This is a genomic window from Roseibium album, from assembly GCF_965233825.1.
GTDB lineage: Bacteria > Pseudomonadota > Alphaproteobacteria > Rhizobiales > Stappiaceae > Roseibium > Roseibium album.
Window position 1 is genome coordinate 6,324,382 of sequence record NZ_OZ247583.1, and the last position, 24,854, is coordinate 6,349,235.

23 protein-coding genes are annotated in these 24,854 nt (G+C 56.5%); 8 read left to right on the forward strand and 15 right to left on the reverse strand.

Features of this window, described 5'->3' with window-relative positions:
* Positions 1-3: 3 nt before the first annotated feature.
* The 7 genes from ACO6TI_RS29095 to ACO6TI_RS29125 form a co-directional block, all read right to left on the reverse strand.
* A complete protein-coding gene (locus ACO6TI_RS29095; RefSeq protein WP_108874146.1) occupies positions 4-810 on the reverse strand; it encodes an SDR family oxidoreductase in 807 nt (268 codons plus the stop codon).
* Between the two features lie 25 nt (positions 811-835).
* Positions 836-1,612: an ABC transporter permease gene (locus ACO6TI_RS29100; protein ID WP_035898873.1), complete on the reverse strand. Its 777-nt coding sequence runs from the start codon at positions 1,610-1,612 to the stop codon at positions 836-838.
* On the reverse strand, positions 1,609-2,421 hold the full coding sequence (locus ACO6TI_RS29105) for an ABC transporter permease (protein WP_422383883.1): 813 nt from the start codon (positions 2,419-2,421) through the stop codon (positions 1,609-1,611). The genes ACO6TI_RS29100 and ACO6TI_RS29105 overlap by 4 nt, the downstream gene beginning before the upstream one ends.
* Before the next feature lie 62 nt (positions 2,422-2,483).
* Positions 2,484-3,623 (reverse strand): ABC transporter substrate-binding protein, encoded by a 1,140-nt coding sequence (locus tag ACO6TI_RS29110; RefSeq protein WP_196878887.1) that lies wholly within the window; start codon positions 3,621-3,623, stop codon positions 2,484-2,486.
* 26 nt (positions 3,624-3,649) lie between these two features.
* On the reverse strand, positions 3,650-4,813 hold the full coding sequence (locus ACO6TI_RS29115) for a mandelate racemase/muconate lactonizing enzyme family protein (protein ID WP_196894130.1): 1,164 nt from the start codon (positions 4,811-4,813) through the stop codon (positions 3,650-3,652).
* Entirely contained in the window at positions 4,810-5,868 is a 1,059-nt protein-coding gene (locus ACO6TI_RS29120) for an ABC transporter ATP-binding protein (RefSeq protein ID WP_029062923.1), read from the reverse strand. Before ACO6TI_RS29120 ends, ACO6TI_RS29115 begins: the two co-directional genes overlap by 4 nt.
* Entirely contained in the window at positions 5,861-6,691 is an 831-nt protein-coding gene (locus tag ACO6TI_RS29125; protein WP_422383884.1) for an SMP-30/gluconolactonase/LRE family protein, read from the reverse strand. Before ACO6TI_RS29125 ends, ACO6TI_RS29120 begins: the two co-directional genes overlap by 8 nt.
* Positions 6,692-6,765: 74 nt before the next feature.
* Between ACO6TI_RS29125 and ACO6TI_RS29130 the strand changes: the two genes are divergently transcribed.
* The 8 genes from ACO6TI_RS29130 (at position 6,766) to ACO6TI_RS29165 (ending at position 14,205) form a co-directional block, all read left to right on the forward strand.
* Positions 6,766-7,398, forward strand: a complete 633-nt coding sequence (locus ACO6TI_RS29130) for a GntR family transcriptional regulator (RefSeq protein WP_158510316.1) — start codon at positions 6,766-6,768, stop codon at positions 7,396-7,398.
* An 18-nt stretch (positions 7,399-7,416) separates the two neighbouring features.
* Positions 7,417-8,427: an ABC transporter substrate-binding protein gene (locus tag ACO6TI_RS29135; protein WP_196878891.1), complete on the forward strand. Its 1,011-nt coding sequence runs from the start codon at positions 7,417-7,419 to the stop codon at positions 8,425-8,427.
* Positions 8,428-8,496: 69 nt separating this feature from the next.
* Positions 8,497-9,672 carry a mandelate racemase/muconate lactonizing enzyme family protein gene (locus ACO6TI_RS29140; protein WP_422383885.1) on the forward strand — a complete coding sequence of 392 codons (1,176 nt, stop codon included), beginning with the start codon at positions 8,497-8,499 and terminating at the stop codon, positions 9,670-9,672.
* Between the two features lie 7 nt (positions 9,673-9,679).
* Positions 9,680-10,705, forward strand: a complete 1,026-nt coding sequence (locus ACO6TI_RS29145; protein ID WP_158510315.1) for an ABC transporter ATP-binding protein — start codon at positions 9,680-9,682, stop codon at positions 10,703-10,705.
* The gene (locus ACO6TI_RS29150; protein ID WP_055110982.1) at positions 10,702-11,562 is read left to right on the forward strand and encodes an ABC transporter permease; all 861 of its coding nucleotides are present in this window, start codon (positions 10,702-10,704) and stop codon (positions 11,560-11,562) included. The genes ACO6TI_RS29145 and ACO6TI_RS29150 overlap by 4 nt, the downstream gene beginning before the upstream one ends.
* Complete coding sequence (locus ACO6TI_RS29155; protein WP_055112526.1) at positions 11,559-12,353, forward strand: ABC transporter permease; 795 nt, start codon at positions 11,559-11,561, stop codon at positions 12,351-12,353. The genes ACO6TI_RS29150 and ACO6TI_RS29155 overlap by 4 nt, the downstream gene beginning before the upstream one ends.
* 14 nt (positions 12,354-12,367) lie before the next feature.
* A complete protein-coding gene (locus tag ACO6TI_RS29160) occupies positions 12,368-13,111 on the forward strand; it encodes an SDR family NAD(P)-dependent oxidoreductase (RefSeq protein WP_055110980.1) in 744 nt (247 codons plus the stop codon).
* Positions 13,112-13,125: 14 nt separating this feature from the next.
* Positions 13,126-14,205, forward strand: a complete 1,080-nt coding sequence (locus tag ACO6TI_RS29165; RefSeq protein ID WP_104701257.1) for a hypothetical protein — start codon at positions 13,126-13,128, stop codon at positions 14,203-14,205.
* A gap of 254 nt (positions 14,206-14,459) precedes the next feature.
* Here ACO6TI_RS29165 and ACO6TI_RS29170 read toward each other — a convergent pair whose 3' ends face one another.
* From ACO6TI_RS29170 to ACO6TI_RS29205, 8 genes are all read right to left on the reverse strand, one after another.
* A complete protein-coding gene (locus ACO6TI_RS29170; protein ID WP_422383886.1) occupies positions 14,460-15,908 on the reverse strand; it encodes a hypothetical protein in 1,449 nt (482 codons plus the stop codon).
* Between the two features lie 462 nt (positions 15,909-16,370).
* Positions 16,371-16,631 (reverse strand): hypothetical protein, encoded by a 261-nt coding sequence (locus ACO6TI_RS29175; RefSeq protein WP_422383887.1) that lies wholly within the window; start codon positions 16,629-16,631, stop codon positions 16,371-16,373.
* A 19-nt stretch (positions 16,632-16,650) separates the two neighbouring features.
* On the reverse strand, positions 16,651-18,006 hold the full coding sequence (locus ACO6TI_RS29180) for a M20/M25/M40 family metallo-hydrolase (protein WP_055110974.1): 1,356 nt from the start codon (positions 18,004-18,006) through the stop codon (positions 16,651-16,653).
* Complete coding sequence (locus tag ACO6TI_RS29185) at positions 18,003-20,048, reverse strand: hydantoinase/oxoprolinase family protein (RefSeq protein ID WP_422383888.1); 2,046 nt, start codon at positions 20,046-20,048, stop codon at positions 18,003-18,005. The genes ACO6TI_RS29180 and ACO6TI_RS29185 overlap by 4 nt, the downstream gene beginning before the upstream one ends.
* Positions 20,035-21,846 (reverse strand): hydantoinase B/oxoprolinase family protein, encoded by a 1,812-nt coding sequence (locus tag ACO6TI_RS29190; protein WP_055110972.1) that lies wholly within the window; start codon positions 21,844-21,846, stop codon positions 20,035-20,037. The genes ACO6TI_RS29185 and ACO6TI_RS29190 overlap by 14 nt, the downstream gene beginning before the upstream one ends.
* Positions 21,839-22,861, reverse strand: coding sequence for an NADPH:quinone reductase (locus ACO6TI_RS29195; protein WP_422383889.1), 1,023 nt, complete (start codon positions 22,859-22,861; stop codon positions 21,839-21,841). Before ACO6TI_RS29195 ends, ACO6TI_RS29190 begins: the two co-directional genes overlap by 8 nt.
* Positions 22,861-23,838 (reverse strand): ABC transporter ATP-binding protein, encoded by a 978-nt coding sequence (locus ACO6TI_RS29200; protein ID WP_422383890.1) that lies wholly within the window; start codon positions 23,836-23,838, stop codon positions 22,861-22,863. The genes ACO6TI_RS29195 and ACO6TI_RS29200 overlap by 1 nt, the downstream gene beginning before the upstream one ends.
* On the reverse strand, positions 23,835-24,854 hold the full coding sequence (locus ACO6TI_RS29205) for an ABC transporter ATP-binding protein (RefSeq protein WP_055110969.1): 1,020 nt from the start codon (positions 24,852-24,854) through the stop codon (positions 23,835-23,837). Before ACO6TI_RS29205 ends, ACO6TI_RS29200 begins: the two co-directional genes overlap by 4 nt.

The window sequence follows — 24,854 nt, forward strand, 5'->3', positions numbered from 1 at the left end:
TCCTCATTTGTCCGTGCTGATCTGATCCCGTACATCCAGTTTGCCCTTGAATGTGCTGTATCCTGAATCCACCAGATGCGTCGCTCCGGTTACGCAGCGTGCAGCGTCTGACAGAAGAAAGGCAGCGTATTCAGCCACGTCTTCCGGTGTTGCAATATCCATCAGATGCATGTTCTCAATCGGCTTGCGACGCTGTGGATCTTCAAGAAAACTTGCCTGATCCGGCGTCGTCACAAAGCCCGGGCAAATCGAGTTGAGACGCACGCCCTGGGGCGACAGGCTTGCGGCTGCAGATCTGACCAGCGACACGACCCCGCCCTTGGCCGCTGAATAGGCATCCACACCCGCCTGAGCAATCAGAGCATCGACAGTGGCCGTCATCACCATCGATCCGGATTTCTGCTCCAGCATCTGGCGTCCTACAGCCCGCATGACGTTGAAAGTGCCGGTCAGGGTGAGACCAACGATGTGGTGCCAGACCTCATCCGACAGATTGGTCACATCTGTGTCGTTGTTGTTTACGTATTTTGCCGACATCGCATTGTGAAACAAGCCGTCCAGGCGCCCATGGTGCGACACTGTTCCCTCAACAGCCCGGGCAACCGATTCCGGGTCCGTGACATCAAGTTTCATGGCGAGCACATCGTACCCGGATGCGGAGAGCTCTCTGGCATTTTCCGCAACACGATCATCGTTGATATCGGTAACGACGACTTTTGCCCCTTGCTGGCAAAACACCCGTCCCCCGGCCTCGCCAATGCCCTGCGCAGCGCCGGTAACGAGTATGACCTTATCTTTGAGCGACGTCATTTCAGTTCCTTTTGGACGGTACGCCTCACCCGCGATACCTGGTGAGCTTCAGCGCGATGACCGAACTGCAAAGTGAAAACACGATCAGCACTGTTCCGATGGCATTCACGCTCGGGGTCAACTGCGTGCGGATCATGCCCCAGACCATCGTCGGTAGGGTGTTGCCCTGACCGATGGTGAAGAACGTAATGATAAAGTCGTCAATCGACAGGGCCACCGCAATCAGTGATGCACCGATGACCGTTGGTCGGATCATCGGCAACGTTACTGTGAAAAAGGCGACCAGGGGTGTCGCGCCCAGGTCTCGCGCACTTTCAACAGCGGTGAAATCAAAGGAGGCAAGCCGCGCATAGGTCACCAAAACCACAAATGGCAGGGTGAAGAGCAGATGGCTGATGATTACCGAAACCAGGTTCAATGGAAGGTTGATGGCATGATAATATGACAGCAGCGCCACAGCCAGAACCAGCGGTGGCATCATCATTGGCAAACTCAAGACGGCCAAGATGGCGGTGGCTGCGCGTGGTTTCATTTGTGCAAGGGCCAAGGCCGCCATTGTGCCAATGATTGCCGAAGCAATGCCAACGCTGATCGCAATGACCAGACTGTTGATCAGGGCGCTTGCGAAACCTGGATGGTCGATCATTTCCCGCCACCAAACCAGCGAGAGGTTTCCCAGGGGTATGGTCGAAAGCGGGTTGTCGGAGAACGAAAACAACGCGACCAGAAAGAATGGGCCGATCAGGAACAGAACGAGACATCCAACCAGAAAGGGCAATATTTTTTCAAACCCGCGTGTCACCTTGGTCTCCAGAGACTGATCAACACCGAAAAGGCTGCGACGAACCCGACGGAGACGGCAAGCGTCACGAAACTCATCGCAGCGCCCAGAGGCCAGTCGAATTTCTGACCAAACTGGGGGGTGATCATGTTGCCGATCATCGAAATTTTCCCCCCCACCAAAATCGGCGTCACGTAGTCGCCGACGGTCAGCAAAAAACAGATAATGAACGCGGAGACAATGCCGGCTCGGCAGCGCGGCACGATGATGTCCTTGAAACGGTGCCATGGGCCGGCCCCAAGGTCGCGGGCGGCGTCCAGTTCGATATCCTCGATCCCGCGCATGCTCGCGTAAATCGGCAGGATAGCGAAAGGCAAAAGGAAATAGACCAGTGTGATGGCCACTGCCAATGGTGAATAGAAGAGCGCGGTCAATGGTCCATCGATCAATCCGATCGAAGTCAGTGCACCGTTTAGTATTCCATTGATGCCAAGAATGGTTTTCCAGGCATATATCTTCACCAGATACCCACCGAAAAGGGTCAAAAGCGGGATAAAGACCAGCACCGTTGCCCAGCGCCCCGCCTTGAAACGCACAAATCCCGCATAAAGCATGCCCAACAAAACGCAGGTCAACGCGACGGCAAACGCGACCGAGAATGTGAGCTGATAAATCGGGATGTATCGTGTCAGAGCCTTGGCATAATTGATCCAGGTAAAATCCGGGCTGAGCTTGTAAAGCTTCACGCTCCAGAACGACAAAACGAAAAAATAGATGAATGGCGCGATGAAGAACAGGGTGAAGACCCCGAATGCCGGTAACAACAGCAACCGTAATTTCCACTCGACTCTCAAGCCACCTTCTCCATCGCGTCTGTTCTCACTGCAAGTCTTTATGCAGACTTGAATCGCTCGTATTCCTCGTTCCAGCGCGCAATGCTCATCAGACCGTCACGGTCCTCCAGCGGCGGGAAGGGGAAAAAGGTTGCGCTGGCTCCAAAGGCATCCATGTCCGCATAGGGATAGAGCCCGGCCGCTTCTGGATTCAGTGCGTCGATCGCGGTTTGCGAGACAATTCCCTGAAGCATTTCTTCGCCGACAAGCAGCTGCGATTCCGTCGACAACACGTGGTTGGCCATCTTCAGGTCAGCGTCGAGATTGGGGGCATCCTTGACGATGCAAACGTTGTCGAGCCAAGCGAACGTACCTTCCTCGGGATAGATGAACTCGACTACTTTGCCTTTGTCGCCGGCAAATTTTTTCATGGTCTCCCAGCCGGAGAAAGTGGCCACGATCTCGCCCCTTGCCATGGCGTCGGCAAGTTCGCCCCATGATGTGGCCACGAGGCGTGCCTTGCCCTTGAGCAGGATGAGATAGTCGATTGCCTGCTTTAGTTGCGCCTCTGTCAATTCGGTGGCCACAGCGGCGTCTGTCGCGACAATCGCGGCGATGGTGATGTTGCCAATAGGATCATCGGAAAACCCGAACTTGCCTTCCAGCTCTGGCTTTTCCAGATCACGCCAGGACTTGGGGACCGCATCACCGAAGAAGGCAGGGTCGTAGAGCATTGGTGCCGCTCCCCATGTGAAGGGAGCAGCGTATAATTTCCCGTCAACCAGGATGTTCGGATCGTTGCGGAAGACCGGCAGAACACTGGCCAGATTAGGCACGCTTGCCTCGTCAATCGGCTCCAGCATGTCCGCCGCAACCATCAAGGGCACATAGCCCATGTAGGGGGTCACGATGTCGATCGAACCGCGTCCGCCGGCCGTGATCTTGGTCAGGATCTCGTCGTTGGAGCCGATATATGTCGGGTTGATTTCCAGATTGTTGTCTTCCAGAAAACTTCCTGCCTTGAACGCGTCGTCATAGCCTTGCCAACAGACCATGTTGATGTTCGTCTTGGACTGCGCGTGGGTGGGTGTTCCCATTAGGGCCAGTCCTGCTGAACCCGCAGCCATGCCCTTTATGATGTCTCGTCTCGACACAAACGAGCGTACAACGAATACTTCACTTTGGTTTTTCTTGGTCATTTACATCCTCCCTTGGAATTGCCTGTTCAGTCATCTTCGTTGAAAAGGATCGGCCCGTTCTTCTGGTAGTCCGCAAAGGCCGCTGCGATTGAACGTTCGTCAATTTCCACACCCAGACCCGGGGCGGAAATGCGTCCCCATTTCGGTGTCGTCGCCGGCGGAAGATCGTCTTGAATTACATCGCTCTTCATCCAGGCCGCCGTGTGCTGATGCCCGATGTCCGCGTTTGGTGCGGCCAGCATCAGATGCTGCCCCATGAAGGCGGCGAGCCCCAATTCACCGTGAGTATGTTTTATGATCTTCCAGCCCCGGTGATGCGACAGCCATGCCATCGTCATCAGTCTGCGGGCGGAGCCGACCCAGTAGGTGGAAAAGCAGAGATAGTCGCCCGGACGTTCGTGGATGATGCGTTGTACGTCCGGTTCGTGCCAAAGTCCCTCGTTGATCGAAATTGATGCGCCGGTACGCATGCGAACATCGTGCATCTGGCTCAGGTCATCGATTTTTACAGGCGCCTCAATCAGATCAATGCCGATCGTGTCTTGCCAGCGGTTCAAAATGCGAACAGCGTCCGGGACTGACCAGGCCTGATTGGCATCAATTCTGATCTGCCGACCGGGACCGATCTCTTCACGGATCAATCGCAGATAGTCTTCTTCCTCCGCCTCGTTGATCCCGACCTTGATGTAGAAAACACGGAACCCCCGACTGATACCGTCACGGCAATGTGCGCGCAGTTCGGCATCATTCGTCAGCGGGAGGTAGTAGTAATACTCCACTTCCTCGCGCATCTGCCCGCCGATAAGATCATGGATCGGCCGTCCGGCAATCTTCCCCTTCAGATCCCAGAGCGCCATGTCGATGCCTGCAAAGGCCAGATTTGCAGTCATCGGCTGCAGGTGCCAGCCACCCCTGATCCACAAGTCCCGGTGCACTGCTTCGTCCTGGAAGACATCTCGGCCGATGAAGAATGGCCGCATGGCAGTCAACGCGGCGACTATCGTGCCTGCATCGGCGCATCGGGTCGCCTCGCCCCAGCCAACAAGTCCGTTCTCGAGCGTAACCTTGACCAGGGTCTCGGTAATTCCGGATCGCGACACGATCGCCGACTTTTCGCGATGCGCATAGTGGATGTTGACCGGGATCAGTTCTATTTCGGCTATTCGTGTATCGTTCGGTGCGGCCGTCATGAGTTTTTCTCTGCTGGAAAAATACGCATGTCGGCTTTTGACCAGGCCAGCTCGATATCCTGACCTACCGCTATCCTGGTCTTGTCGGTGCTGTGGTTTTCGACCGCGCGCAAATCAGTGCCTGCAGCGGTTTCAAAATCCAGTAGTGCCGTTGCTCCCTGATAAGTGCGCGCAACCAGTCGCGCCGGCACGACGATCTCGCTCCTTTTGTCCTGGGCGAACTCAATGCTCTCGGGCCTGATCATGCAGACCAGATCTTCGTCTTCGCCATCTGAATTCCAGGAGTATCCGGTTTCCAGAGTCGCGCAGCCATTCTCGCGACGCCCCGGAATGAGATTGGCTTCGCCGATAAATGTTGAGACAAACTGATTTGCGGGCTGGTCGTATACTTCTGCAGGGTCACCAATTTGCTCAATTGAGCCTTGCCGCATCACCGCGACATTGTCGGCAAGCGACAATGCCTCACCCTGATCGTGTGTCACCACGATGAAAGTACCGCCTATTTCGTCGTGAATTCGCCTCAGCTCACGTTGCATTTGCTGGCGCAGCTTCAAATCCAATGCGGAAAGCGGCTCATCCAGCAGCAAGATCTTCGGACGCATTACCAGGGCGCGGGCAAGTGCAACACGTTGCTGTTGGCCACCGGACAACTCGTCGATGGCTCGATTGACGAAATCACCCAACCTCACGAGATCGATCGCTTCCTGAACCCGGTCGGTCAATTCGCCGCCTGAAACTTTCTGGCGTTTCAGGCCGTACCCGATATTTTGAGGTACGGTCATGTGCGGGAACAATCCATAGCCCTGAAACACCGTGTTCACCGGTCTCTTTTCCGGGCCTAGCCGGGTTACATCCTCTCCTTCGATGAGGATCCGGCCGGATTGTGGCTGTGTGAACCCTCCAATCATCTTCAATAGCGTGGTCTTGCCGCAGCCCGAGGGTCCGAGCAGGGCAAAGAACTCGCCTTTGTCTATGTCGATCGTGGTCGGCTTTACAGCCGTCACACTACCGAAATCCTTGGCCAGTTTTTCAAGTCTCAGCAGGGGCTCAGCCATTGTTCCCCCCCTTGTCGATAGTTCGCAGGAAAACACCTGCAGACCCATCCTTGTCGCCAGCCGCGGAAACCAGCAGGTACCGGGCATCTGAGTATTGAAAGACACAGCAGCAAGTTGCGTTTTTCGCTGCCAATTCAAAGCGCTGCAAAAGCACTGCATCTGGCGACAGCACCTCGACCATGCCTCCACCCCAGTAACTGACAAGAAGATCACCGTTGGGAGTTGCAAACAGACCGTCCGGGTATCCCTCACGATCCGATAGATCGCAAAATCGCTCTGTGAGCCCGGTTTCGAACTCATACCGAAAAATGCAGCGCCCGAAGGTATCGGAGAGATAAAGCATCCGGCCACACGGACTGAATGCCGGGCCATTGGCGACGATTACGCGATCATGGATGCAGTCCCAGGTCCCGTCACTCAGCTTGTAGAAGCCGCCTAGGGGCATTTCCTCGTTCTGATCGCTGATCGCGACGACCACCTCACCGTCCGGGCCTATCGCTCCGTCGTTGATGCAGGTGTCAGCTGACAGCGGCGGCGGGTTTCCGAACTCGGCGAGAATCGCCGTCCCGATATCGAACTGGTAGATGCCCCGCTCCGATCCAACCAGCAGCGCACTATCGGACTGCGATTTTACAAATCGCAGATTTCCATCCGTTTCAAGGTCGAAAACTCTGCAGCTCGATTCGGACAATCCGAATGATCGCAGTGACTTTGAACAATGATCGACCCAAAACACCTGGCTTGTCGCACTTTGCCAGCAAGGAGACTCCGGGAGCTCATCGACCGGTCCAAGAAGGCGTCTGAATTCGACTGTGTCTTGCATCAACGGATACTCACTTGACAATTTCCGAGCTCTTTGTATACAAAATTATAAATGTATACAATATGGAAAACGGTATGCAGTCTAATTTGAAATCGGAAGAGAGCGTGATCGACCGGCTCGTTGATATGATTTCCTGCGGTGAGCTTGGCCGCGCACAGCGCGTTCGCGAGGTTATGATCTCAGAACGCCTGGGTGTCAGTCGCATTCCACTGCGCGAAGCAATGGGACGATTGGAATCGCAAGGCGTGCTCGAGGCCCGGGAACGCGGCGGAATGAACGTCAAGGCCTTCTCCGCCAAACAGATCAACGAAATTTGCCGTGTACGTGCCGCTCTCGAACCGATCGCGATGCGGGACGCCGTCGTACATCTGTCAAGGCAAGAGCACAGGATAACGTTGAACGCGATCATCGAGGAAATGAAATGGGCGGCTGAACACGAAAGCCGGGAGGATGTCGCGAGGGCAGATATCGCCTTTCATCGATTTCTGATCGATCTTTCGGGGAACGACCTCATTCGCAAGATCTGGTCGGGGTTGGAACTGCAGCTCCGGATAATTTTCCGGCTCGAACTTTATGTCCCCACGAACCTGGATGAAGTCGTGCCGAAGCACTTGCATCTCCGGGATGTCCTGTTGAGCGGTGATCTTGAAAAACTGGACTCAACGGTCGCGGATCACGTTTGGCCGGAGTTCGGCGTAACCGAGTAATCAATCCAGGAGGAGAACATGCCAAAACTGAAATTTCCAATGATGGCTGTTTGCTTAGCCACATTTGCCATCGGCAGCACTGCATCTGCACAGGAAGTGCGTTTGCTTGCCTTTGAGGGATATGCCGACGACGCGTGGCGGGTCCCATTTGAAGAAGCCAGCGGCTGCAAGGTCGCAGTCAGTTATGTTGGTGGCGTTGACGAGATGTTCGCCAAAATGGCTGGTTCCGACGGAACAGACTTCGACCTTGTTTCGATCGATACCAGCCTTTATCCGCGTTATGCGGAGGCAGGATTGCTGCAAGCCTTCGACGATCAGAAGTTGTCCAACCTCAACAATCTGCTCCCGGCATTTCAGGAAGTGGCGGCCGTGCAGGATGGTGAGAAAAGGTTGGGCATCCCCATCGCATGGGGCTCGCAGGGGTTGATATACGACGCTGACGAATTGAGCGATGCACCGACATCCTGGGGTGCCATGTGGGATCCTGAGAATGCGCAGCGCGTCATAGCGCTCGACGATTCCAACAACAACATTGTCATGGCAGCACTTTACCTGGGGTTTGATGACCCGTTCGATTTGACCGACGAACAAATGGTGCAAGTGCGCGACAAGCTCATCGACCTCAAGGGCAACCTGCTGAGCTACTACGCCGGGTTTGAAGATGGTGTTGCTGTCTGGGAAAGCGGTGCTGCAACAATGATGCTCTCCATGGGCGAGCCGCAGCTCGGCCAGTTGCGCGAGCGGGGCTACAATGCGGTCTATTCGATACCCAAAGAAGGTGCGGTCGGCTGGCTGGACACGTGGGCCCTGTCCGCAGGTGCCGGTGATCTTGATTGCGCCCATGCCTGGGCAGACTATTCGTTGCGCCCGGAAGTGGGCGAGGTGCTTAACAGCAAATACGGCTATGGGCCGACCACCATGGAAGCCGAAGGACTGGACTATGCCGACAACCTGGTCTGGCTGAAGCCCGTGGAGGACATGGACGCCCGAGTTCGCCTCTGGAATGAAGTGAAAGCGGCAACGAAGTAGACGAAACATCGGCTCCGGGGCGTCGGACTTGACCGCGCCCCGGTAACGGTCAGTATCGAGACCCGTGAAATGCAGATAAAAAATCTCGAGATCCACGTCCTGTTGGCGGATGATTTCGACGAAACACTGACGTCCTCGGCGCAGGACAGCCTCCTTGTTGTTGTCGAAGATGAGCACGGCAACCGGGGATATGGAGAATCGGACGTCAATCCCTGGATCGGGCGCGCCTGTATCGATGCCCCCGGCACCCATACAATGGGATTGTGCCTTCGCGATATCCTGATGTCGGAACCCGTCGAGGATATTCGCGTCTTTTGGGAACGCGCCTATGTCGCAACCGCGATGAACGGCAGGCGCGGTGCCGTCATCCATGCACTTGGTGCCGTCGAGATGGCACTCTGGGACCTGTTGGGAAAGCGCGAGAACAAGCCTGTATGGCAATTGCTCGGCCGGGAACGGCGAAGCGATCCGGTGGTGCCCTATGCCTCTCTTCAGCCACATGGTGTCGGGTTTCACGATTATCGCGATGCACTGTGCCAGGCCGCGGAGCGCGCCAGAACACTCGGTTTTCGCGCGATGAAAGCTGAAATCACAATGAACGGCCCCTATGCTCACGACGGCATGAAAGAGCCATACGACAGGCACACAGAACTGATCAGCGAGGTTCGTCGCACGGTTGGCGATGACGTGACCCTGATGGTTGATGTCCAGTACATGTTCCCCGATGCCGTCAGCGCCGCTGCGGTTATGAAGGACTGGCTCGATTTCGACTTGTTTTTTGTCGAGACCCCGGTCTGGTGCGATGATCTGAGTGAACACCGCAAGCTTTCCGAATTGGTGGATATCCCGATCGCCATGGGGGAGTGGTTGTCGACACGACACGAATTCGCCGACCTGATAGCTTGTGGTGGCGTGTCGATCCCGCAACCCGACATAGGTCGGGTGGGTGGATTGTCCGAGGCCTTGCTTGTCGCTGACATGGCCGCGCGACACGATCTGACCATCGTGCCGCATTGCTGGAAAACCGGTGTATCGACTGCAGCGACTGCACACTTTTCCGCGGTTACACCCCATTGCAAGTTTATCGAATTCCTGCCGCAGGAACTGTGCATCGAGAAACTGCGCAAGGAATTGACGTTGGGCGGCGTGTCCATGCAGGACGGTGTCATTGTCGGGTTGGACGACGCGCCAGGCCTCGGCGTTGATCTCAACTGGGATGCGGTGCGCGCCTACGCACAACCATGAGGACAACATGGATCTTATCCTTGATGAGCTTGGCAAATGCTACGGCAGCACCTGGGTACTGAAGCAGATAAACCTGACGATTGGCTCGGGGGCGTTCTTTTCGCTGCTCGGGGCCAGCGGTTCGGGCAAGACGACACTTCTGAAAGCAATCGCCGGCATTGAAATGCCGGATCAGGGCAGGATCGTGCACGGGGAAACCGACATCACGTCGCATCCAATGGAAAAGCGACCGTTCAACACCGTCTTTCAAGGCTATGCCTTGTTTCCGCACATGACCGTTTTCGACAATGTGGCGTTTGGACTAAGGGTCAAGGGTCAACGCGGCGGCGTATTGAAAAAATCCGTGACCGAAATGATCGACAGGGTTGGACTTTCAGACAGGATCCACGCCTTTCCGGCGCAGCTCAGTGGCGGACAGAAGCAGCGTGTGGCCATTGCCCGTGTTCTGGTCTGTGAGCCCAGGGTAATTCTGCTGGACGAGCCGCTTTCAGCGCTGGATGCCGTCTTGCGAGGCCAGATGCAGCGCTTCTTGAAGGAATTGCACAGGGACCTGGGGCTGACATTTGTTTTCGTGACCCATGACCAGGACGAGGCAATTTCTCTGTCTGATCGTATCTGCATCCTCAATCAGGGACGAATTGAGCAGGTTGATACTCCGGATGCTTTGTATCACGCACCCAGGACCACTTTCGTTGCGGAATTCATCGGACTGAACAACCTCTTTCAAATGGATGACAACGGCGACACGGAGTTTGGCAGGGCGGCAACGCCGCACAGCGGTTCCAACGTACTGACAATACGCCCCGAGTCCGTTCAGGTCGGTGAAACGCATGCCAGGCTGAAAAGCCGTGCTGTTCTCACGGATCGGCGGTTTCATGGCGACAACACCCTGTTGACATTCCGTACGGCGACTGGCCGTGAGATCCTGGTCCGGAGACCGGGACGTGGTGACACGATCGAACTTGGCGAGGAAACCATATTAGGATTTCCGGACTGTGACTGTACGGTCATTCCTGGTGCCGGTCCGAGATGACCGCGCATTGGTTTTCGGTCGCGATCTGGCGTGTTTCCATCTGGGCATTTTTGCTGATGGCAGTCCTGATCCCGATCGCCGCATTTCTGGTCTACGGTTTTTTCGGGGTCGAAGGCGGGTCCATCGTTCATGCCCTGTCCCTCGACAACTATGTCGAAGTGGCAAGTGACCCGGTCTACCGCAAGGTGTTGGGAAAAACCTTGAGGATCGCCGTCGAGGTTTCAATACTCTGCTTCGTCACCGGTTACATTGTTGCGGTGTTCATCAACCGGCAACGGCCAGCATTGAAATACACATTGATCTTTGCGGTCGCCATACCTCTGATGATGAGCTACGTGATCAAGATCTATTCAATGCGTGGCCTTTTGGGACACACAGGCTTTCTAAATCAGTTTCTGATCTGGATCGGCCTGATTGACGAGCCTCTGTCGGTCTTCCTGTTCAACTTGACCGCGGTGCGAATGACGCTCGTCTTCGCACTGGTACCGTTCAGCATTCTGACCACGTTTGTCGGACTGGAACGCATTCCAGACGCAACCATCAATGCCGCACGGGATCTCGGCGCCGGCCCGATCCGTATTTTCTGGACTATTGTTCTTCCGTTGTCCTTTCCTTCTGCAGTCGTCGGAGTGATGTTCACCTTCGTTCTCAGCGTTGGCGATTTCCTGGCCCCCGAACTGGTAGGTGGCGTGAATGGACTGACCTATGGCCGGTTGATTTTTTCCCAGTTCGGCATCGCGTTCAACTGGCCGCTTGGCGCTGCCCTGTCACTGGTTCTGATGGTTCTTTCCTTCGCGGTAATTGCCGTGGCGGGCAAGCTCAGCAATCCAAGATGGCTTCGACGGGAGGGGCCATGAAACCGGTCCGTACACTGTTGAACATCATCGCTGTCCTGACGGTGTTTCTGCTCTATGCCCCGATTTTTCTGGTCGTGCTGACGTCGTTCTTTTCCGTTCGCCGCGGAAAAATCATCTGGGAGAGCTTTTCTTTCAATTGGTACGCCAAGCTGTTTTCCAACGCCGAAATCGGAGCCGCTGTCTTGAGTTCGATCAAGGTGGGAATTGTTGCAGTCACCGCAACGCTGGTGCTGAGTTTGGCCATGTCGATCTACACAAGCCGCGCGCGGACACCACGCTGGGAAAGAACGACAATATCGGCGCTGGTGTTTCTACCCTTTCTCCTTCCACCGATCATTACCGGAATGGCTCTGCTCGTCACGATGAAGGAAGTGGGAATCGCCAGAGGGGTGAACGCCGTGATCCTGGGCCATGTCGTGTTCGTTCTGGCGATCGGATTTCGAACGCTGCAAACCCGGTTATCGATGCTGGACCCGGCTTTGGTCTGGGCCGCACGCGATCTCGGCGCAGGGCCATGGCGTTGTTTTTTTCAGGTCCTGTTGCCGCAACTGGCCATGCCACTGGCAACCTCGGCGATCATGAGTCTTGCGATCTCTTTCGATGAAACAATGATCACGCTCTTTATCGTTGGAGATGGCATGACCCTGCCGATCCGGCTTTACGGCATGATGCGTTACGGGTTCACCCCGGAAATTTCTGCGCTGGTCACTCTTGTCTTGTTGGTCACCGCGATTTTGACAGGGGCACTGGCAATACTCTATCGCGGTCGGACCGCCTCGATTGCCGAGTAATCAGGAGTGAATTTATGCAAGGCAAAGTTATTCTTGTCACCGGCGCGGCGCGAGGCATCGGTAAAGCAATCGCCCAACATCTGCTCGATCAGGGCGCCAGGGTTGCGCTTTGCGATATCGGCGATATCGAGGCGTCGAATTTGCCAGACCATTCCAGCATCCACAAATGCGATGTATCCGATGATCGCGCGTGCGCAGCGCTCGTCGACGATGTCACGGCGCGGCACGGCAGACTGGACGGGTTGGTCAACAACGCCGCTATCGGAGATATTTCGACCTGGGATCAACTGGACCTTGAACGCTACCGCCACGTCATCAACGTGAACCAGTCCGGTGCATTGCATATGTGCCGGGCAGCAACTCCGGTGTTGACGGCTTCCCATGGGGCAATCGTGAATATCGCATCGATCATGGGCATGGTCGGATCAGTGGATTCAGTGCCTTATTCCATGGCCAAGGGCGCCATTCTCAATTTGACGCGCTGCCTTGCCTGTGATCTTGCCGAACACGGGATTCGAGTTAACTCTGTCTCTCCCGGCTTCATCGATACCGACATGGCAGTCATGAACGACGGCAGTCATGAACACGACACGGAATACTTCAAGACAGTGTACCTCCGGCACAGGAAGATCCCGCTCGCAAGACCGGCTCAACCGGTAGAAGTGGCAGGTGCAGTCGCATTTCTTCTGTCAGATGCAGCAAGCTATGTGACAGGTGCCAATCTGCCCGTCGACGGCGGCGTTACGGCAACCTTTTAAGTCTGGGCTGGCCGATGGACTTTGTCACCCTGTGCTCGCCCAACGCTCGTGTTTCTCTGGACCTGAGGGTGGGTCATTTGCGCGACTACTCTGTGTTTCACAACGATCGGTGGCACTCCCCTCTCCATTCGGCTGCGTGGATCGACGATGAAGACACCATGTTTCCCGACGACCTGCCGAAGGTGGAACGATACCTGTCAGGCGATTTTCTCTGCGCTCCCTTTGCTCAAAGCGATGTCGAAGCGGCACCGTTTCACGGATGGTCCGCAAATTCGCGCTGGGACTGCGTCGATGAGACCAGTCGCTCGGAAGCACGTTTCAGACTGCGCAAAACCGTCTTGGGCGCACGAGTTGAAAAACAGCTCCGCTGTGCAAATGATGCTCCACTGCTTTACCAGACCCACAGTTTCATTGGCGGCAGCGGTGCCTTGCCAGTTGCGCATCATGTCCTGACCCGCATGGAAGCCGGCGGGCGCATTTCTCATTCACCAAAATGCCTTGCAACAACACCGGACGCGGCAACGGAACCTGGCCTCAATCATCTGATATGTCCCGCAACTTCCGTCGACCCGACCGCGTTTCCCTCGAGAAGCGGAACGACGGATCTGACCAGATTTCCGATTGCCGATGTTCATGAGGATTTTGTGGTGCTGATCGATGCGCCGGATACAAGACTTGGATGGACCGCTGTACTCCGCGACGCCGAGGATGACATCGTGTTTGTTCTCAAGGATCCCAAGGTCCTCCCGGTGACGATGCACTGGTATTCGAACGGTGGGTTGACCACGCCACCCTGGAATGGTCGCCATCGTAATGTACTTGGGATTGAAGACGGATGCAGTGGTTTGCATTGCGGCCACCGAGCAAGCCTTGCGCCGTCGGAACTCACCAGAATGGGCGTGCCTACGGCCTTGGCGTTGGACCCGGCCGGATCAGTGGCGATCCGTCATGTGATCGGCGCGGTTCAGCGTCCGGTCGGGTGGGATCGCGTTGCTCATATTGAGCTCAATGGTGACGTTCTTCGCCTCGAAGGATCGTCTGGAGAGACTCTCGGGATTCGCTTTGACGGAAGTTTCTTTGAAGGCCCGGAGTGAAGGCAGGCTCGTTGCCAGAACCAGCTATTTGGAAAAGAACGTACGGTTCTCGTCGTGGTCTTGCTGGAAGCCGGCTCGCTTGCGAGCCGCCAGGTCTCCAAAACACCCATGCCGGCATGAACCTTCTTCGGCAGATCGAGTTTGCCTCGGAAATACTCGTCGTCGGGCAAAATTCGCCGGGAAATGTTGTTGAGCGTGAAAACGAAAGAGACGCATACCGGGTCAGGTCCGGAAGTGCGGGAAAGACCGCACCTTCAAAAGAATGACCAGATGCCGTCATCCGGCCTGGAGATTTTCTTCACCGCTGCGTGCCCCCCCGCCTTCAGCCAGTGATCACCCAGATCGACGAGCAGACGATCCGCCTTGCTCATGGCCGCTTGCAGCTTCGCAAGCTCTTGCGACACGCCGGGTTTGCCCAGTTCTTCGACCATTTTCCGGGCGTCCTGTTCGGTGATCGGAATGCCCGCCTGCGCAAAGGAAGTGGTCAGCGATTTCACGATCTCCTGCGCATTTCTTGCGGTTCCGGTTATGGCGACGAGCGGCAGGGTCGTTGCGAGCACCTTCGCGAGAACGGTTACGGAGGTGGAGATGGAAACATCTCCCGCTGCACCCAGACCGCCCATCATCTTTCCCATAAATCCGGCGACATGTTGAGCCGTGAAGCCGTCGGGTATCGATGACAGCGCGGAGGAGAACGCCGAACCGAGGCCGCGCGACAGGTGAGACCAGAAATTTGGACAATTGTTTTTCAAGAACCTGAAGCCCCGGACAATGTCCGGCAGCATAGCTGCAACACCCTTCACTTCCCTTTCTCTCGTTTTGTAGAATACGAGGCCCTTCGTGAAGATAACGGTTGCTGTCACAGCCAGGCCTGCCGTGCCGATGATCGTCGTGCCGAAACCCATGACAAATGCCGCCATGGCATTGCTGGCCGGTTTCACTGCGCGGGTCTGAACATTGATCTCTTTGAAAAGACCCGTCGATTCCAGATTTACGATGAAATCTAGCCCGCGGCTGGCATAAAGCGTGTTGCCGCGGATCCAGAAAACCTTGCCCGTGTCGCCGCCGGACTGGCCTACAATGACCTGCTTGAGTTTGAGATCGACCGTGCCCTTTGGCACCAGGTAGCTGCTGCCGATGAGACCGGTCGTGGACCCCCGGACATCGTCGAGCCAAGAGAGATTCCCGTGCGCGACCTTGAGCGCTTCAGCTCCCTTGGCAACAACGAGATGCCCCTCCTTGTCGCGGTAGGGTTTCTTGCTGGGCACCACAACTCCCGGTGAGCCCCCAATGCCTCCCGTGGTCCGGGGACTGCCTTTCCGTTTCGCGTCAGGACCGCCCACCTCGGCTTTTTCCTTGGCGTCCTTCATCTTTTTCGGCGTGTTGGGAACGTATTGCTGGGGGTCATGGCGCGGATCGGTCCAGCGCCAGGCAGCCGCTGCTGCCGAATTGTTCAACCCGCGCTCCGTACGCCCGCCGGGATCTACGCGTGCGTCAGGCCGGCTGAACCCCAGCGCGACGGCCTGAAAGTCGGCGATCATCCCCTGGGTCAGTGGCCCCGCGATTCCGTCGACAGCGAGGGGAGTACCAGCACGAGGCATCAATTCATTGATCCGCAATTGAACGGCCATGACATCGGCTTTGTCGTTCTTGCCGCCAAGGCCCACTGATTTTTGAATGTTCAAAGTGAATGTAATGATCACCGGCGCACACCTTCTCGATGAATTGTCTGAAAAATCTGCAATACTTCGCGAATGGCAATTTCGGATTGGGTCATTTGCATGTTTACTCAATGTAAATTGATATCGACAAAGTATAAATTTGCGCAATCATGTAATTATTCGAATTTCGATTTAATACAAACCAAAACACAAGAATTGCGAATGAACAAGCTATGGAAAAGCATATGTGTTTTACATATAAGATAGCGACATCGTGTTTTCGGTAGCCTGAATTGGGCACTCGATTGAGTTGCGAACTTGCCGGTTGGCATCGAACCTCGGCATTCGCTTACTGACAAGGCCGCAACCAGCGGCAACATCGAGACAATTTTGTCTGGCATGTGAAGCTTGGCGACGATCTGTTTGACCGGATTCCAAATTGGAATCGCGTGAGCCTTTCCAGTCACGCAACATGGTTCAGGCTGCACGCCTCACGCTGTTCAATCAGATCGTCACAAAGCTTCCCGTATCCGTAAACCTTGCCGCTTTGCCCCGGGCGTTGCCGAGACGCTCGGACTGGCTGGCATCTTTCCGAGCCCGATCGCTCAGCAGAGTTTTCAGCCGGGCATAAACCCGTTTGTATGGAAGCGCAGACAGCAGCTTGTCACCTGCTCCGAAGACACAAGCCACGTCTGGGAGACAAACCCTGGAATGAAACAAGGTTCTCCAGCCCGAGACGAGGTTGCGGACGCGTTGGGGCGGCACTCCGGATCGCCATCGGGGCCTATCTGTTCAGCCGGCCCAATTCTACCAAAACGGCTGCACCGGTTTTGATACCATCGATAAATCGCTCGACTTCCAGGTTTTCATTAGGTGCATGATTGGCTTCATCAGCATTGGCATACGGAATGACAAACGCCGGTTTGTCCAGGATTTTGGTGAACACATAATCTGGCAACGAGCCACCCACAGTCGGATATACGAGAGGCTCGACACCGCGGGCAGATTTGACGGCCTCGATCAGGGGCACGGCGAAACGGCTGGTCAGCGGGGTCTTTGACGGCAACATTCCATTGTGCCGAACAACCTCGACCTCTGGCGCAAAACGCGCCACATGAGCCTCGACCCGCTCGAACACATAGTCAGGTGTAAGTGGTTCAACCAGACGAATGTCGCACTTGGCGATAGCCTCGTTCGGCAGAACCGTCTTGCTGCCCGGCCCGCCGTAACCGCCATGAAGCCCGTTGATGGTCAATGTCGGGTGGAACATCAGTCTGTCCCAGTATGGCCGCTCCTTGGGTCCGTCAAGCTCGGTCAGCTCAAGATCCGCTTTCACCGCTGCTTCATCGTCGGGAAGTCTGGAAATGACTTCCCGTTCCACGTTGCTCGCCGGAATGACCGGTTCCGTAATGCCCTCAACGGTGATGTATCCATCCGGATCCTTCATGGTTGCGAGCAGATGTACGAGCGTCCAGATAGGATTGGGAACGACACCGCCGAAATTCCCGGAATGAACATCTCTCGAAGCCCCTTTGGCCAAAAGGTCGAATGAAGCCACACCGCGGACGCCAAAGGTAATCACTGGCTGTCCGCTTTCGTGGAGCGGACCGTCCGAGGTAACGACAAGATCCGCCTGCAGCCGTTCAGCGTTTTGACGCACGAATTCGGCGATCTGCGGTGAACCAATTTCCTCTTCGCCTTCCAACAGGAAGATGACATTGCAGGGCAAACTGCCATTTACCTTGAGGTGCGTTTCGATTGCGAGCAATTGAGCGAAGTGCTGCCCCTTGTTGTCACCGATCCCGCGCGCCCAGATTCGACCATCTCGCAGGGTGGGTTCAAAGGGAGGACTTATCCAGGCATCAAGCGGATCGGGAGGTTGAACGTCGTAGTGACCATAAAGCAGAACGGTCGGTTTGGACGGGTCGACAGTGAGATGCCCCAAGACGAATGGATGACCAGGCGTTTCGACGAGACCGGCATCAAACCCCAATCCGTCGAGGTGACTGACAAGCATCTCGGCGACTTTGCGAATGCCGATATCATGCGCCGAGATGGACGGATGACGCACGTAGTCCATGACACGAGCAACAAATTCGTCCGCGTTCGCATCGATATGGGCGAAAAGACTGTCGGTCATCCGGCTTCCCTTCTCAGAACGAGTGCTCCCGAACCATGAACACGGGCGATCCACCCCGGTGGGATGATGCAGGTCGTATCCAATTGAATGAGAATGGCAGGTCCGGAAATTCCGTTCCCGGCACCCAGGGATGCCCGGTCGTAGATCGGTGTTTCCTTCTTTCCTCCGGGCCAATGGACTATCTGGGACTGGAGGGGGTCGGGTCGCGCTGACGGATCAAGAACAGGTACCTTGATCGGTTCGGTTGCGCCGACGGCTTCGACCCGGATTGTCACCAGTTCGATTTGTGCATCAAGCACGAAACCATAAAGCGACTTGTGCGCACTGCGGAAATTGTTTTCCGTCTCTTGCGCCGTTTGTCCCCACTCGACGGCGATCTCACCGCCTTGTCCATGGAAACGCAAAAGCGCGAGGGCCTTGAGCTCTCGTTGAGAGGCGGGAACCCCTTCCGCATCCAGCCAGTCTTCTGCCTTTTTTCTGAGACCGTTAACGATGGCTTCGCCTGCATCCTGATCGACGGCACCGGCTGTCGGTAGAGCACGGGTAAATTCGGCTTTCATATCTGCCGCCAGTAAACCGGCAGCGCAAAGCAGACCGGGCGCTGGAGGAACCAGAACTTGCGATATCCCCAACAGCTCCGCCAGTGCACAACCATGAAGCGGTCCGGCACCACCGAAGGGTACCAGGGTAAAATCGCGCGGATCATGACCGCGTTCGACTGATATGGTTCGAACAGCCCCGATCATGTTGTTGTTCATGATGGCGAGGATACCTTGTGCAGCGTCCTCATCGGATAGGCCCAGCGGTTTGGCGACATTGTCGCTGACAACCCGTTTCGCCGCGTCGACATCGAGAGACATGGAGCCGCCCAACAAGGCGTGAGGCAGGTTGCCGAGTGTTACATGAGCATCCGTCACGGTCGCTTCCCTGCCGCCATGACCATAGGCAGCAGGACCCGGACGCGCGCCGGCGGAATGAGGTCCGACCGCGAGCGTGTCATTGTTGACCGCAGCGATAGAACCGCCCCCGGCACCGATCGTCACCATGTCGACCATCGGAAGTGAAAGCGGCCATGCCCCCACCTTGCCTTGCTGGGTCAGAGCGATGCTGCCATTTCGAATAAGACAGATATCGGCAGATGTCCCACCGATGTCGACCGTTATGATATCGCGGATGCCACAGGCGGCAGCCGCATTCACCGCACCGACAACACCCGCAGCGGGCCCCGACAGGGCAGTCAACGCCGGCGCGACACGGATCGCTTCCGTCCCCGCAACACCGCCGTTTGACTGCATCAGCAACAACGGCGATGCCGCCTGCGCTTCATCAAGGCGTTCCTGCAAACGAGAAATGTAGTTGGAGACACCAGGCATGACATTCGCGTTCAAGACCGTCGCCAGTGATCTCTCGAACTCACGAACGACGGGTAGAACGTCCGTCGAACAGGTGATTGCAAGGTCCGGCAACGCCTCACGCAGGATTTCGACCACGCGGATTTCATGCGCGGGGTTTGCATAAGCATGCAGGAGGCAAACCGCGACCGATTCAACATTCTGGTCCTTGAGCGTGTCCGCAACCTGCCGGACGCTGGTTTCATCCAGTGTCTCAAGAACCCTTCCGCCTGTACCGATACGTTCCACGACTTCGTGAATTCTGTCGGCAGGAACAGGACGCGTCGGCTTGACCCATGTGAAGAGATTGGCGTGACGCGGAATATCCTGGCGCCCGATTTCGAGCACATGCCGAAACCCCCGCGTTGTAACCAATGCGGTGCGTGCACCCTTGTCTTCCAGGATCATGTTGGTGGCAACTGTCGTGCCGTGAAGAACCCGCGACAGATCTCTCGCCGCAATGCCCGCGTCTGCCATAACGGCCTCGACACCGGTCATGAAGGCTTGGGAAGGATCGGACGGTATCGAAGGGGTCTTGGCTCGCCACATGGCGCCGGAGTTACGGTCCAGCAGCGAGATGTCCGTGAAGGTACCACCGATATCGACTGCAACGGCGTAAGAGGAACCCGGACTGGTATCAGACGAAGGCATCGACATACTCCTGACGGTGAAAGCGGAGAGTTTTCGGACGGTTGCTGCGCATCGACAGGGTCGCATCATGGTTGAGCCTGCCATCCTCAATCACCACGCCGTACTCGCTCATGGCGGTTTCCGCCTCGACGAACCCACCCAGAACATCGCTCAAAACCTTCTCAGGCGGGCGATCGTAGGGATGTCCGTGCCCACCTCCCCCGCCGGTCTCAATTCGCAATATGTCACCCTTTTTCAGCATGTTACGGTCGGACAGCGGATCGAGGCGGACTTCCGCATCGGTGCCGGGATTGACGATTGCAACACCGTGACGGCCCGATTTTCCGCCATGGATTCCCCAGGGCGGGTTCTTGACGCTGTCGATGCGGATTGCGACCATTGTTTCTTCGGCAAGGATTTCGTACTCGCGAACGATTCCACACCCGCCGCGATACCGGCCAGGACCGCCTGAATCGGTTGCAATTCCATATGCTCTCATGGTGACGGGATAGCCGGCTTCAAGAAATTCAACCGGATAGTTCTCCTGAGCGACGAAATAGACCGCATCGATTCCGTCAGCCGTAGAACGCGCGCCATAGCCGACGCCAATTCCGTCTGCCAGCAAATAGGGTTTGAGCCGGCCGTCGTCAGTCCGATATGTGCCTCGCATGATGTTGACGACATAAGCGGAGTTCGCCGCTGGCGCCTCACCTCCCCCTGCGTTGAGAAGTCCGCACATTGCCGAGATCATGCGCATTGCGGTCAGCCCGCGCAATCCAAGCGGCGCCGGATATTCCGGCTGCAGGAAACTGCCCTTTCGAAAGAGAACTTCATCCAGAGCATTTGGACCTCCGGCATTGCACACCTGGCTCGGATCTCCTCCCAGGTAAAACAATCCGAGCGCCATCCCCGGAACGCCTTCATTCATAAGGTAGTTGATCGGCCCGGGCGCCTGGTCATCGCTGTCGCGAGCATCGAAGGAATAGACGTCTTCACCGTCAGCGCCCTTGGTGCGGGTGAGCGAAAACCGCATATGAAACGGACCGTTTCCGTGTCCGTCAGTATCGATTGCATCGGTAAAACTGTGTGTTCCGTAGTCAAAGGTTTCAGCCAGTTTGCTGCGCACCAGCTTCCGCGTGCGCTGCAAAAGCTGCGCAAGAGCATCTGCCATAACCGCAGGTCCGAACCGGTCCAGGATTTCCCCGACCCTGCGCACGCCCAGCTCGACGGATGCCATCAGGGCACGCATGTCGCCGATGCTCTGATCCGGATACCTGGAATTGCGATGAAAGATGTCGAGTGCGGCCTGATTGACCCTCCCGGCGTCGATCATCTTGGTAACCGGGATCATGATGCCTTCCTGGAAGATATCTGTCGCATCCGGGCTGATGGAGCCAGGACGCAGTCCGCCGATATCTGCGAAGTGAGCCCAGCTCATGACGAAGGCGCAGACCTGACCGTTGCGAAAAACAGGCGCAAGCAGAACCTGATCATTGGAATGGGATATGGCGCCGTAGGAGCCATAACAATCATTGTACCAGTAGACATCGCCCTCCTGCATCGTTTCCATCGGAAACTTCTCGAGCACAGGCCGGGTCATGTCACCAAAGATCGGAACCATCGACCCCACGGCCATCGTGCCGTTTCCGTCAAAAAGCGCCGTGTAAAAATCCTTCTTCTCGCGGATAAAGGCAGAAATGGCCGTGCGCTCTATCAGCGCCTCCATCTCGGATTGAGCCGCAGCGATCGCGCCGCGAATGATCTCAAGTGAGACAGGATCGCAGAGCGGCTGTTCGATCAGGCGCGATTGTTTATTCATGGTCAACTCCGTTCAGAGCGGGAAGTGTGAGCACGGTTTGCCCCAGCGCACCGGCCTCCACGCGAGCGTGTGCGGCGGCAATTTCGGATAGTGGATAGGTTGCCCCGATCCGTGGGCGTAGTGTTGCGGACCGGATCATCTCGTTGATCCCGGTTTCCGCTTCGGTTCGCTGATCAGCCGTCAGCCGAAACCCCTGAATGAAACGGATCTGCGCACCAAGATCGGCGAGCGCGTAATAAGGCAGGACGGGTGCCGGATTTGAACTGCAGGAAAAACTGGCAATCGTTCCGTGCGGTGCAAGACAGGCAATGTCGGTCTCAAGATTGGCGGCGAGATCGACTTCCACAATACGGTCGATGCCCTTGCCCTGTGTCAAACGGGCGATTTCTTCTGCAATGTCCGGTCGGTGGCGATTGAATATCGTGACATCACCGAGCGATGCAACCGCTTCCGCCCCTGCCGCCGTGCCCACAGTACACAAGACCCGCGCCCCGTGGGCCAGCCCGATCTGCACGCAGATCTGACCTACCGCTCCTGAGCCGCCCTGGATCAGGAGCGTCTTGTCCTCGACACTGCCATCACCCAATATCGCGAGCCAGGCTGTCAGCGCGGGAACGCCTAGGCAGGCACCTTCCTGGAAATCCAGCGCGTCCGGAAGATTGACGGCCTGGGCGGAAGGAAGGCTGATGAATTCGGCTGCTGTTCCAAAGGCCCGTCCGGCTTCGCCATACCCGCCTTGTGCATTCCACATCCAGACCCGCTCTCCGATCCTGTCGCTGGAAACGCCCTCTCCGACCGACCGGATGATGCCCGCCCCGTCGCAATGCGGGATGATCAGCGGGTGCGCCATCCTGGCACCGTTCCAGCCTGCTCTGCGCTTGACGTCTGCGGGGTTGATACCGGATGTCATCACCTGAACCAGGACTTCGCCGTCACCGGGCTCAGCGCTCGTCCGGTCAGCAATTTGAAGCACTTCTGCGGCTGGACCGGTTCGGGTGTAAACAGCAGCAAGCATCAGACACTCGCAAAATGACAGGCAACCAGCCGGGTACCGATCCGGCGTGGCTGGGGGACTTCATCGGCGCACCGCAATTGCGCCCTGGGGCAGCGATCACGAAAGACGCAGCCGGAGGGTGGATTGCGGGGGTCGGGTGCGCCCCCGCCGATTGGCAGCGGATCGTGGCTCTGGTCTACATGCGGTGTCGGTACAGCAGCGACCAGTGCCTGCGAATAGGGATGCAAGGGGTCATGGACGATGTCCTCGGTCGGACCGTCTTCCATGATCTTGCCCAGATACATCACGATCGTGCGTTCACACACGTAGCGCACCAGAGCCAGATCATGACTGATATAGATGGCCGTCAATCCCAGGCGATCACGCACATCCCGAAAAACGTTCAGAACGCCGGCCCGCACCGAGACGTCCAGCATTGAAACCGGTTCGTCGGCCACCACAAAATCCGGTTCCAGTATGAGAGCCCGCGCCATGACGACCCGCTGAAGCTGTCCACCGGAAAGCTGGTGCGGATATCGCTCGAGATACTGTTCGGGGTCGCCGAGCCCGACCAGGTCAAGTGCGTCGATGATCCGCTGATGCCAGGTGCTGCGCGAAATTTTTGCATTCGCAAGAGGTTCTTCCAAGGTCTTGCGAATGGAATAGCGCGGGTTGACCGCGTCGAACGGGTTTTGAAAAATCATCTGAGACCGGCTTCTGAATCGTTGCAGATCCGAACCTTTGAGATCCCCGATCTCGTCTCCTTCAAACCGGGCGGATCCACCGGTAATTTCTTCAAGCCGGACGAGGATGCGGCCCATTGACGTCTTGCCGCAGCCGGACTCGCCCAATAGTCCGACACTTTCTCCCTTGCGAAGCGAGAAGCTGACGCCATCAACCGCCTTGACGGTTGTCGAGAGGCCCATCATCGCAGAAACGGCATTCCCTATTTTGTAGTGCAGCTTTGTATCTTTCAGCTCGATAATGGGGTCACTCATGCTGCTGTTCCCCACGTCCCTGGCTGCTTGGCTTCTTCACGCAAAGCCGCAGCTTCGACAGCACGATGACAGGCAACGAAGTGGCCGGGAGCATCTTCCGTCAACATCGGTTCCTCGACACGGCACTGATCGGTGGCAAAGGGACATCGTGCTGCGAAACGGCATCCAGGCGGCGGATTCGCAAGATCCGGCGGACTGCCAGCGATCGGTGTAAGGATCCCGGTTCCTGCCGAATGGAGATCTGGAAACGCGTTTTTCAACCCCATTGTATAGGGATGCAGCGGTTCGTTCAGGAGGGTTGCGGTGTCGCAATCCTCGACCACTTTTCCCGCATACATCACAACTGTGCGGTCGCAGATATATGCCACGACGGAAATGTCATGTGTCACCATGATGACGGACAGGCCCAGTTCGCGTTGCAGGCTGCGCAACTGGTCCAGAATCTGTCGTTGGATGATGACGTCCAGCGCCGTCACCGGTTCGTCGGCAACCACCAGCTTCGGCTCGAGTGCCAATGCCAGCGCAATGGCGGCGCGCTGACGCATACCGCCTGAAAACTGATGCGGAAAATCGCGCAATCGTCCAGGATCGATACCAACCATTTCAAAGAGTTCCACTGCACGTTTTCTCGCAGCGGATTTGCTCAAGCCACCCCGGTCCCGCAGCACCTCGACGATCTGGTATTCGACGCGATAGACCGGGTCGAGTGAATTCATCGCCGATTGCGGGATGAATGCAATGTCGCGCCAGCGCAGAGAATTCATGTCCTTCTCGGACAGCGATACGATGTCCTGACCGGCAAACTGCATCTGGCCGGCCTTGATCCGGGCATTGTCCGCGATGACACGGGTGAGCGCCCGGGCCATCGTGGTTTTGCCGCAGCCCGATTCACCGACAAGTCCCACGATAGAGCCTTGCGGCACGTCAAATCGGGCATTGCTGACGGCGACAATGTCGAGTGCGCCGACCTTGTAGGCGATGCTAACATCTTTGACCGAGAGCAGCGGTGCGTCCAT

Coding starts and splice junctions, on each gene's coding strand:
- ACO6TI_RS29095 (WP_108874146.1), bottom strand. CDS start 810: ATGACGTCGCTCAAAGATAAGGTCATACTCGTTACCGGCGCTGCGCAG.
- ACO6TI_RS29110 (WP_196878887.1), bottom strand. CDS start 3,623: ATGACCAAGAAAAACCAAAGTGAAGTATTCGTTGTACGCTCGTTTGTG.
- ACO6TI_RS29115 (WP_196894130.1), bottom strand. CDS start 4,813: ATGACGGCCGCACCGAACGATACACGAATAGCCGAAATAGAACTGATC.
- ACO6TI_RS29120 (WP_029062923.1), bottom strand. CDS start 5,868: ATGGCTGAGCCCCTGCTGAGACTTGAAAAACTGGCCAAGGATTTCGGT.
- ACO6TI_RS29125 (WP_422383884.1), bottom strand. CDS start 6,691: ATGCAAGACACAGTCGAATTCAGACGCCTTCTTGGACCGGTCGATGAG.
- ACO6TI_RS29130 (WP_158510316.1), top strand. CDS start 6,766: ATGCAGTCTAATTTGAAATCGGAAGAGAGCGTGATCGACCGGCTCGTT.
- ACO6TI_RS29135 (WP_196878891.1), top strand. CDS start 7,417: ATGCCAAAACTGAAATTTCCAATGATGGCTGTTTGCTTAGCCACATTT.
- ACO6TI_RS29140 (WP_422383885.1), top strand. CDS start 8,497: ATGCAGATAAAAAATCTCGAGATCCACGTCCTGTTGGCGGATGATTTC.
- ACO6TI_RS29145 (WP_158510315.1), top strand. CDS start 9,680: ATGGATCTTATCCTTGATGAGCTTGGCAAATGCTACGGCAGCACCTGG.
- ACO6TI_RS29150 (WP_055110982.1), top strand. CDS start 10,702: ATGACCGCGCATTGGTTTTCGGTCGCGATCTGGCGTGTTTCCATCTGG.
- ACO6TI_RS29155 (WP_055112526.1), top strand. CDS start 11,559: ATGAAACCGGTCCGTACACTGTTGAACATCATCGCTGTCCTGACGGTG.
- ACO6TI_RS29160 (WP_055110980.1), top strand. CDS start 12,368: ATGCAAGGCAAAGTTATTCTTGTCACCGGCGCGGCGCGAGGCATCGGT.
- ACO6TI_RS29165 (WP_104701257.1), top strand. CDS start 13,126: ATGGACTTTGTCACCCTGTGCTCGCCCAACGCTCGTGTTTCTCTGGAC.
- ACO6TI_RS29180 (WP_055110974.1), bottom strand. CDS start 18,006: ATGACCGACAGTCTTTTCGCCCATATCGATGCGAACGCGGACGAATTT.
- ACO6TI_RS29185 (WP_422383888.1), bottom strand. CDS start 20,048: ATGCCTTCGTCTGATACCAGTCCGGGTTCCTCTTACGCCGTTGCAGTC.
- ACO6TI_RS29190 (WP_055110972.1), bottom strand. CDS start 21,846: ATGAATAAACAATCGCGCCTGATCGAACAGCCGCTCTGCGATCCTGTC.
- ACO6TI_RS29195 (WP_422383889.1), bottom strand. CDS start 22,861: ATGCTTGCTGCTGTTTACACCCGAACCGGTCCAGCCGCAGAAGTGCTT.
- ACO6TI_RS29200 (WP_422383890.1), bottom strand. CDS start 23,838: ATGAGTGACCCCATTATCGAGCTGAAAGATACAAAGCTGCACTACAAA.
- ACO6TI_RS29205 (WP_055110969.1), bottom strand. CDS start 24,854: ATGGACGCACCGCTGCTCTCGGTCAAAGATGTTAGCATCGCCTACAAG.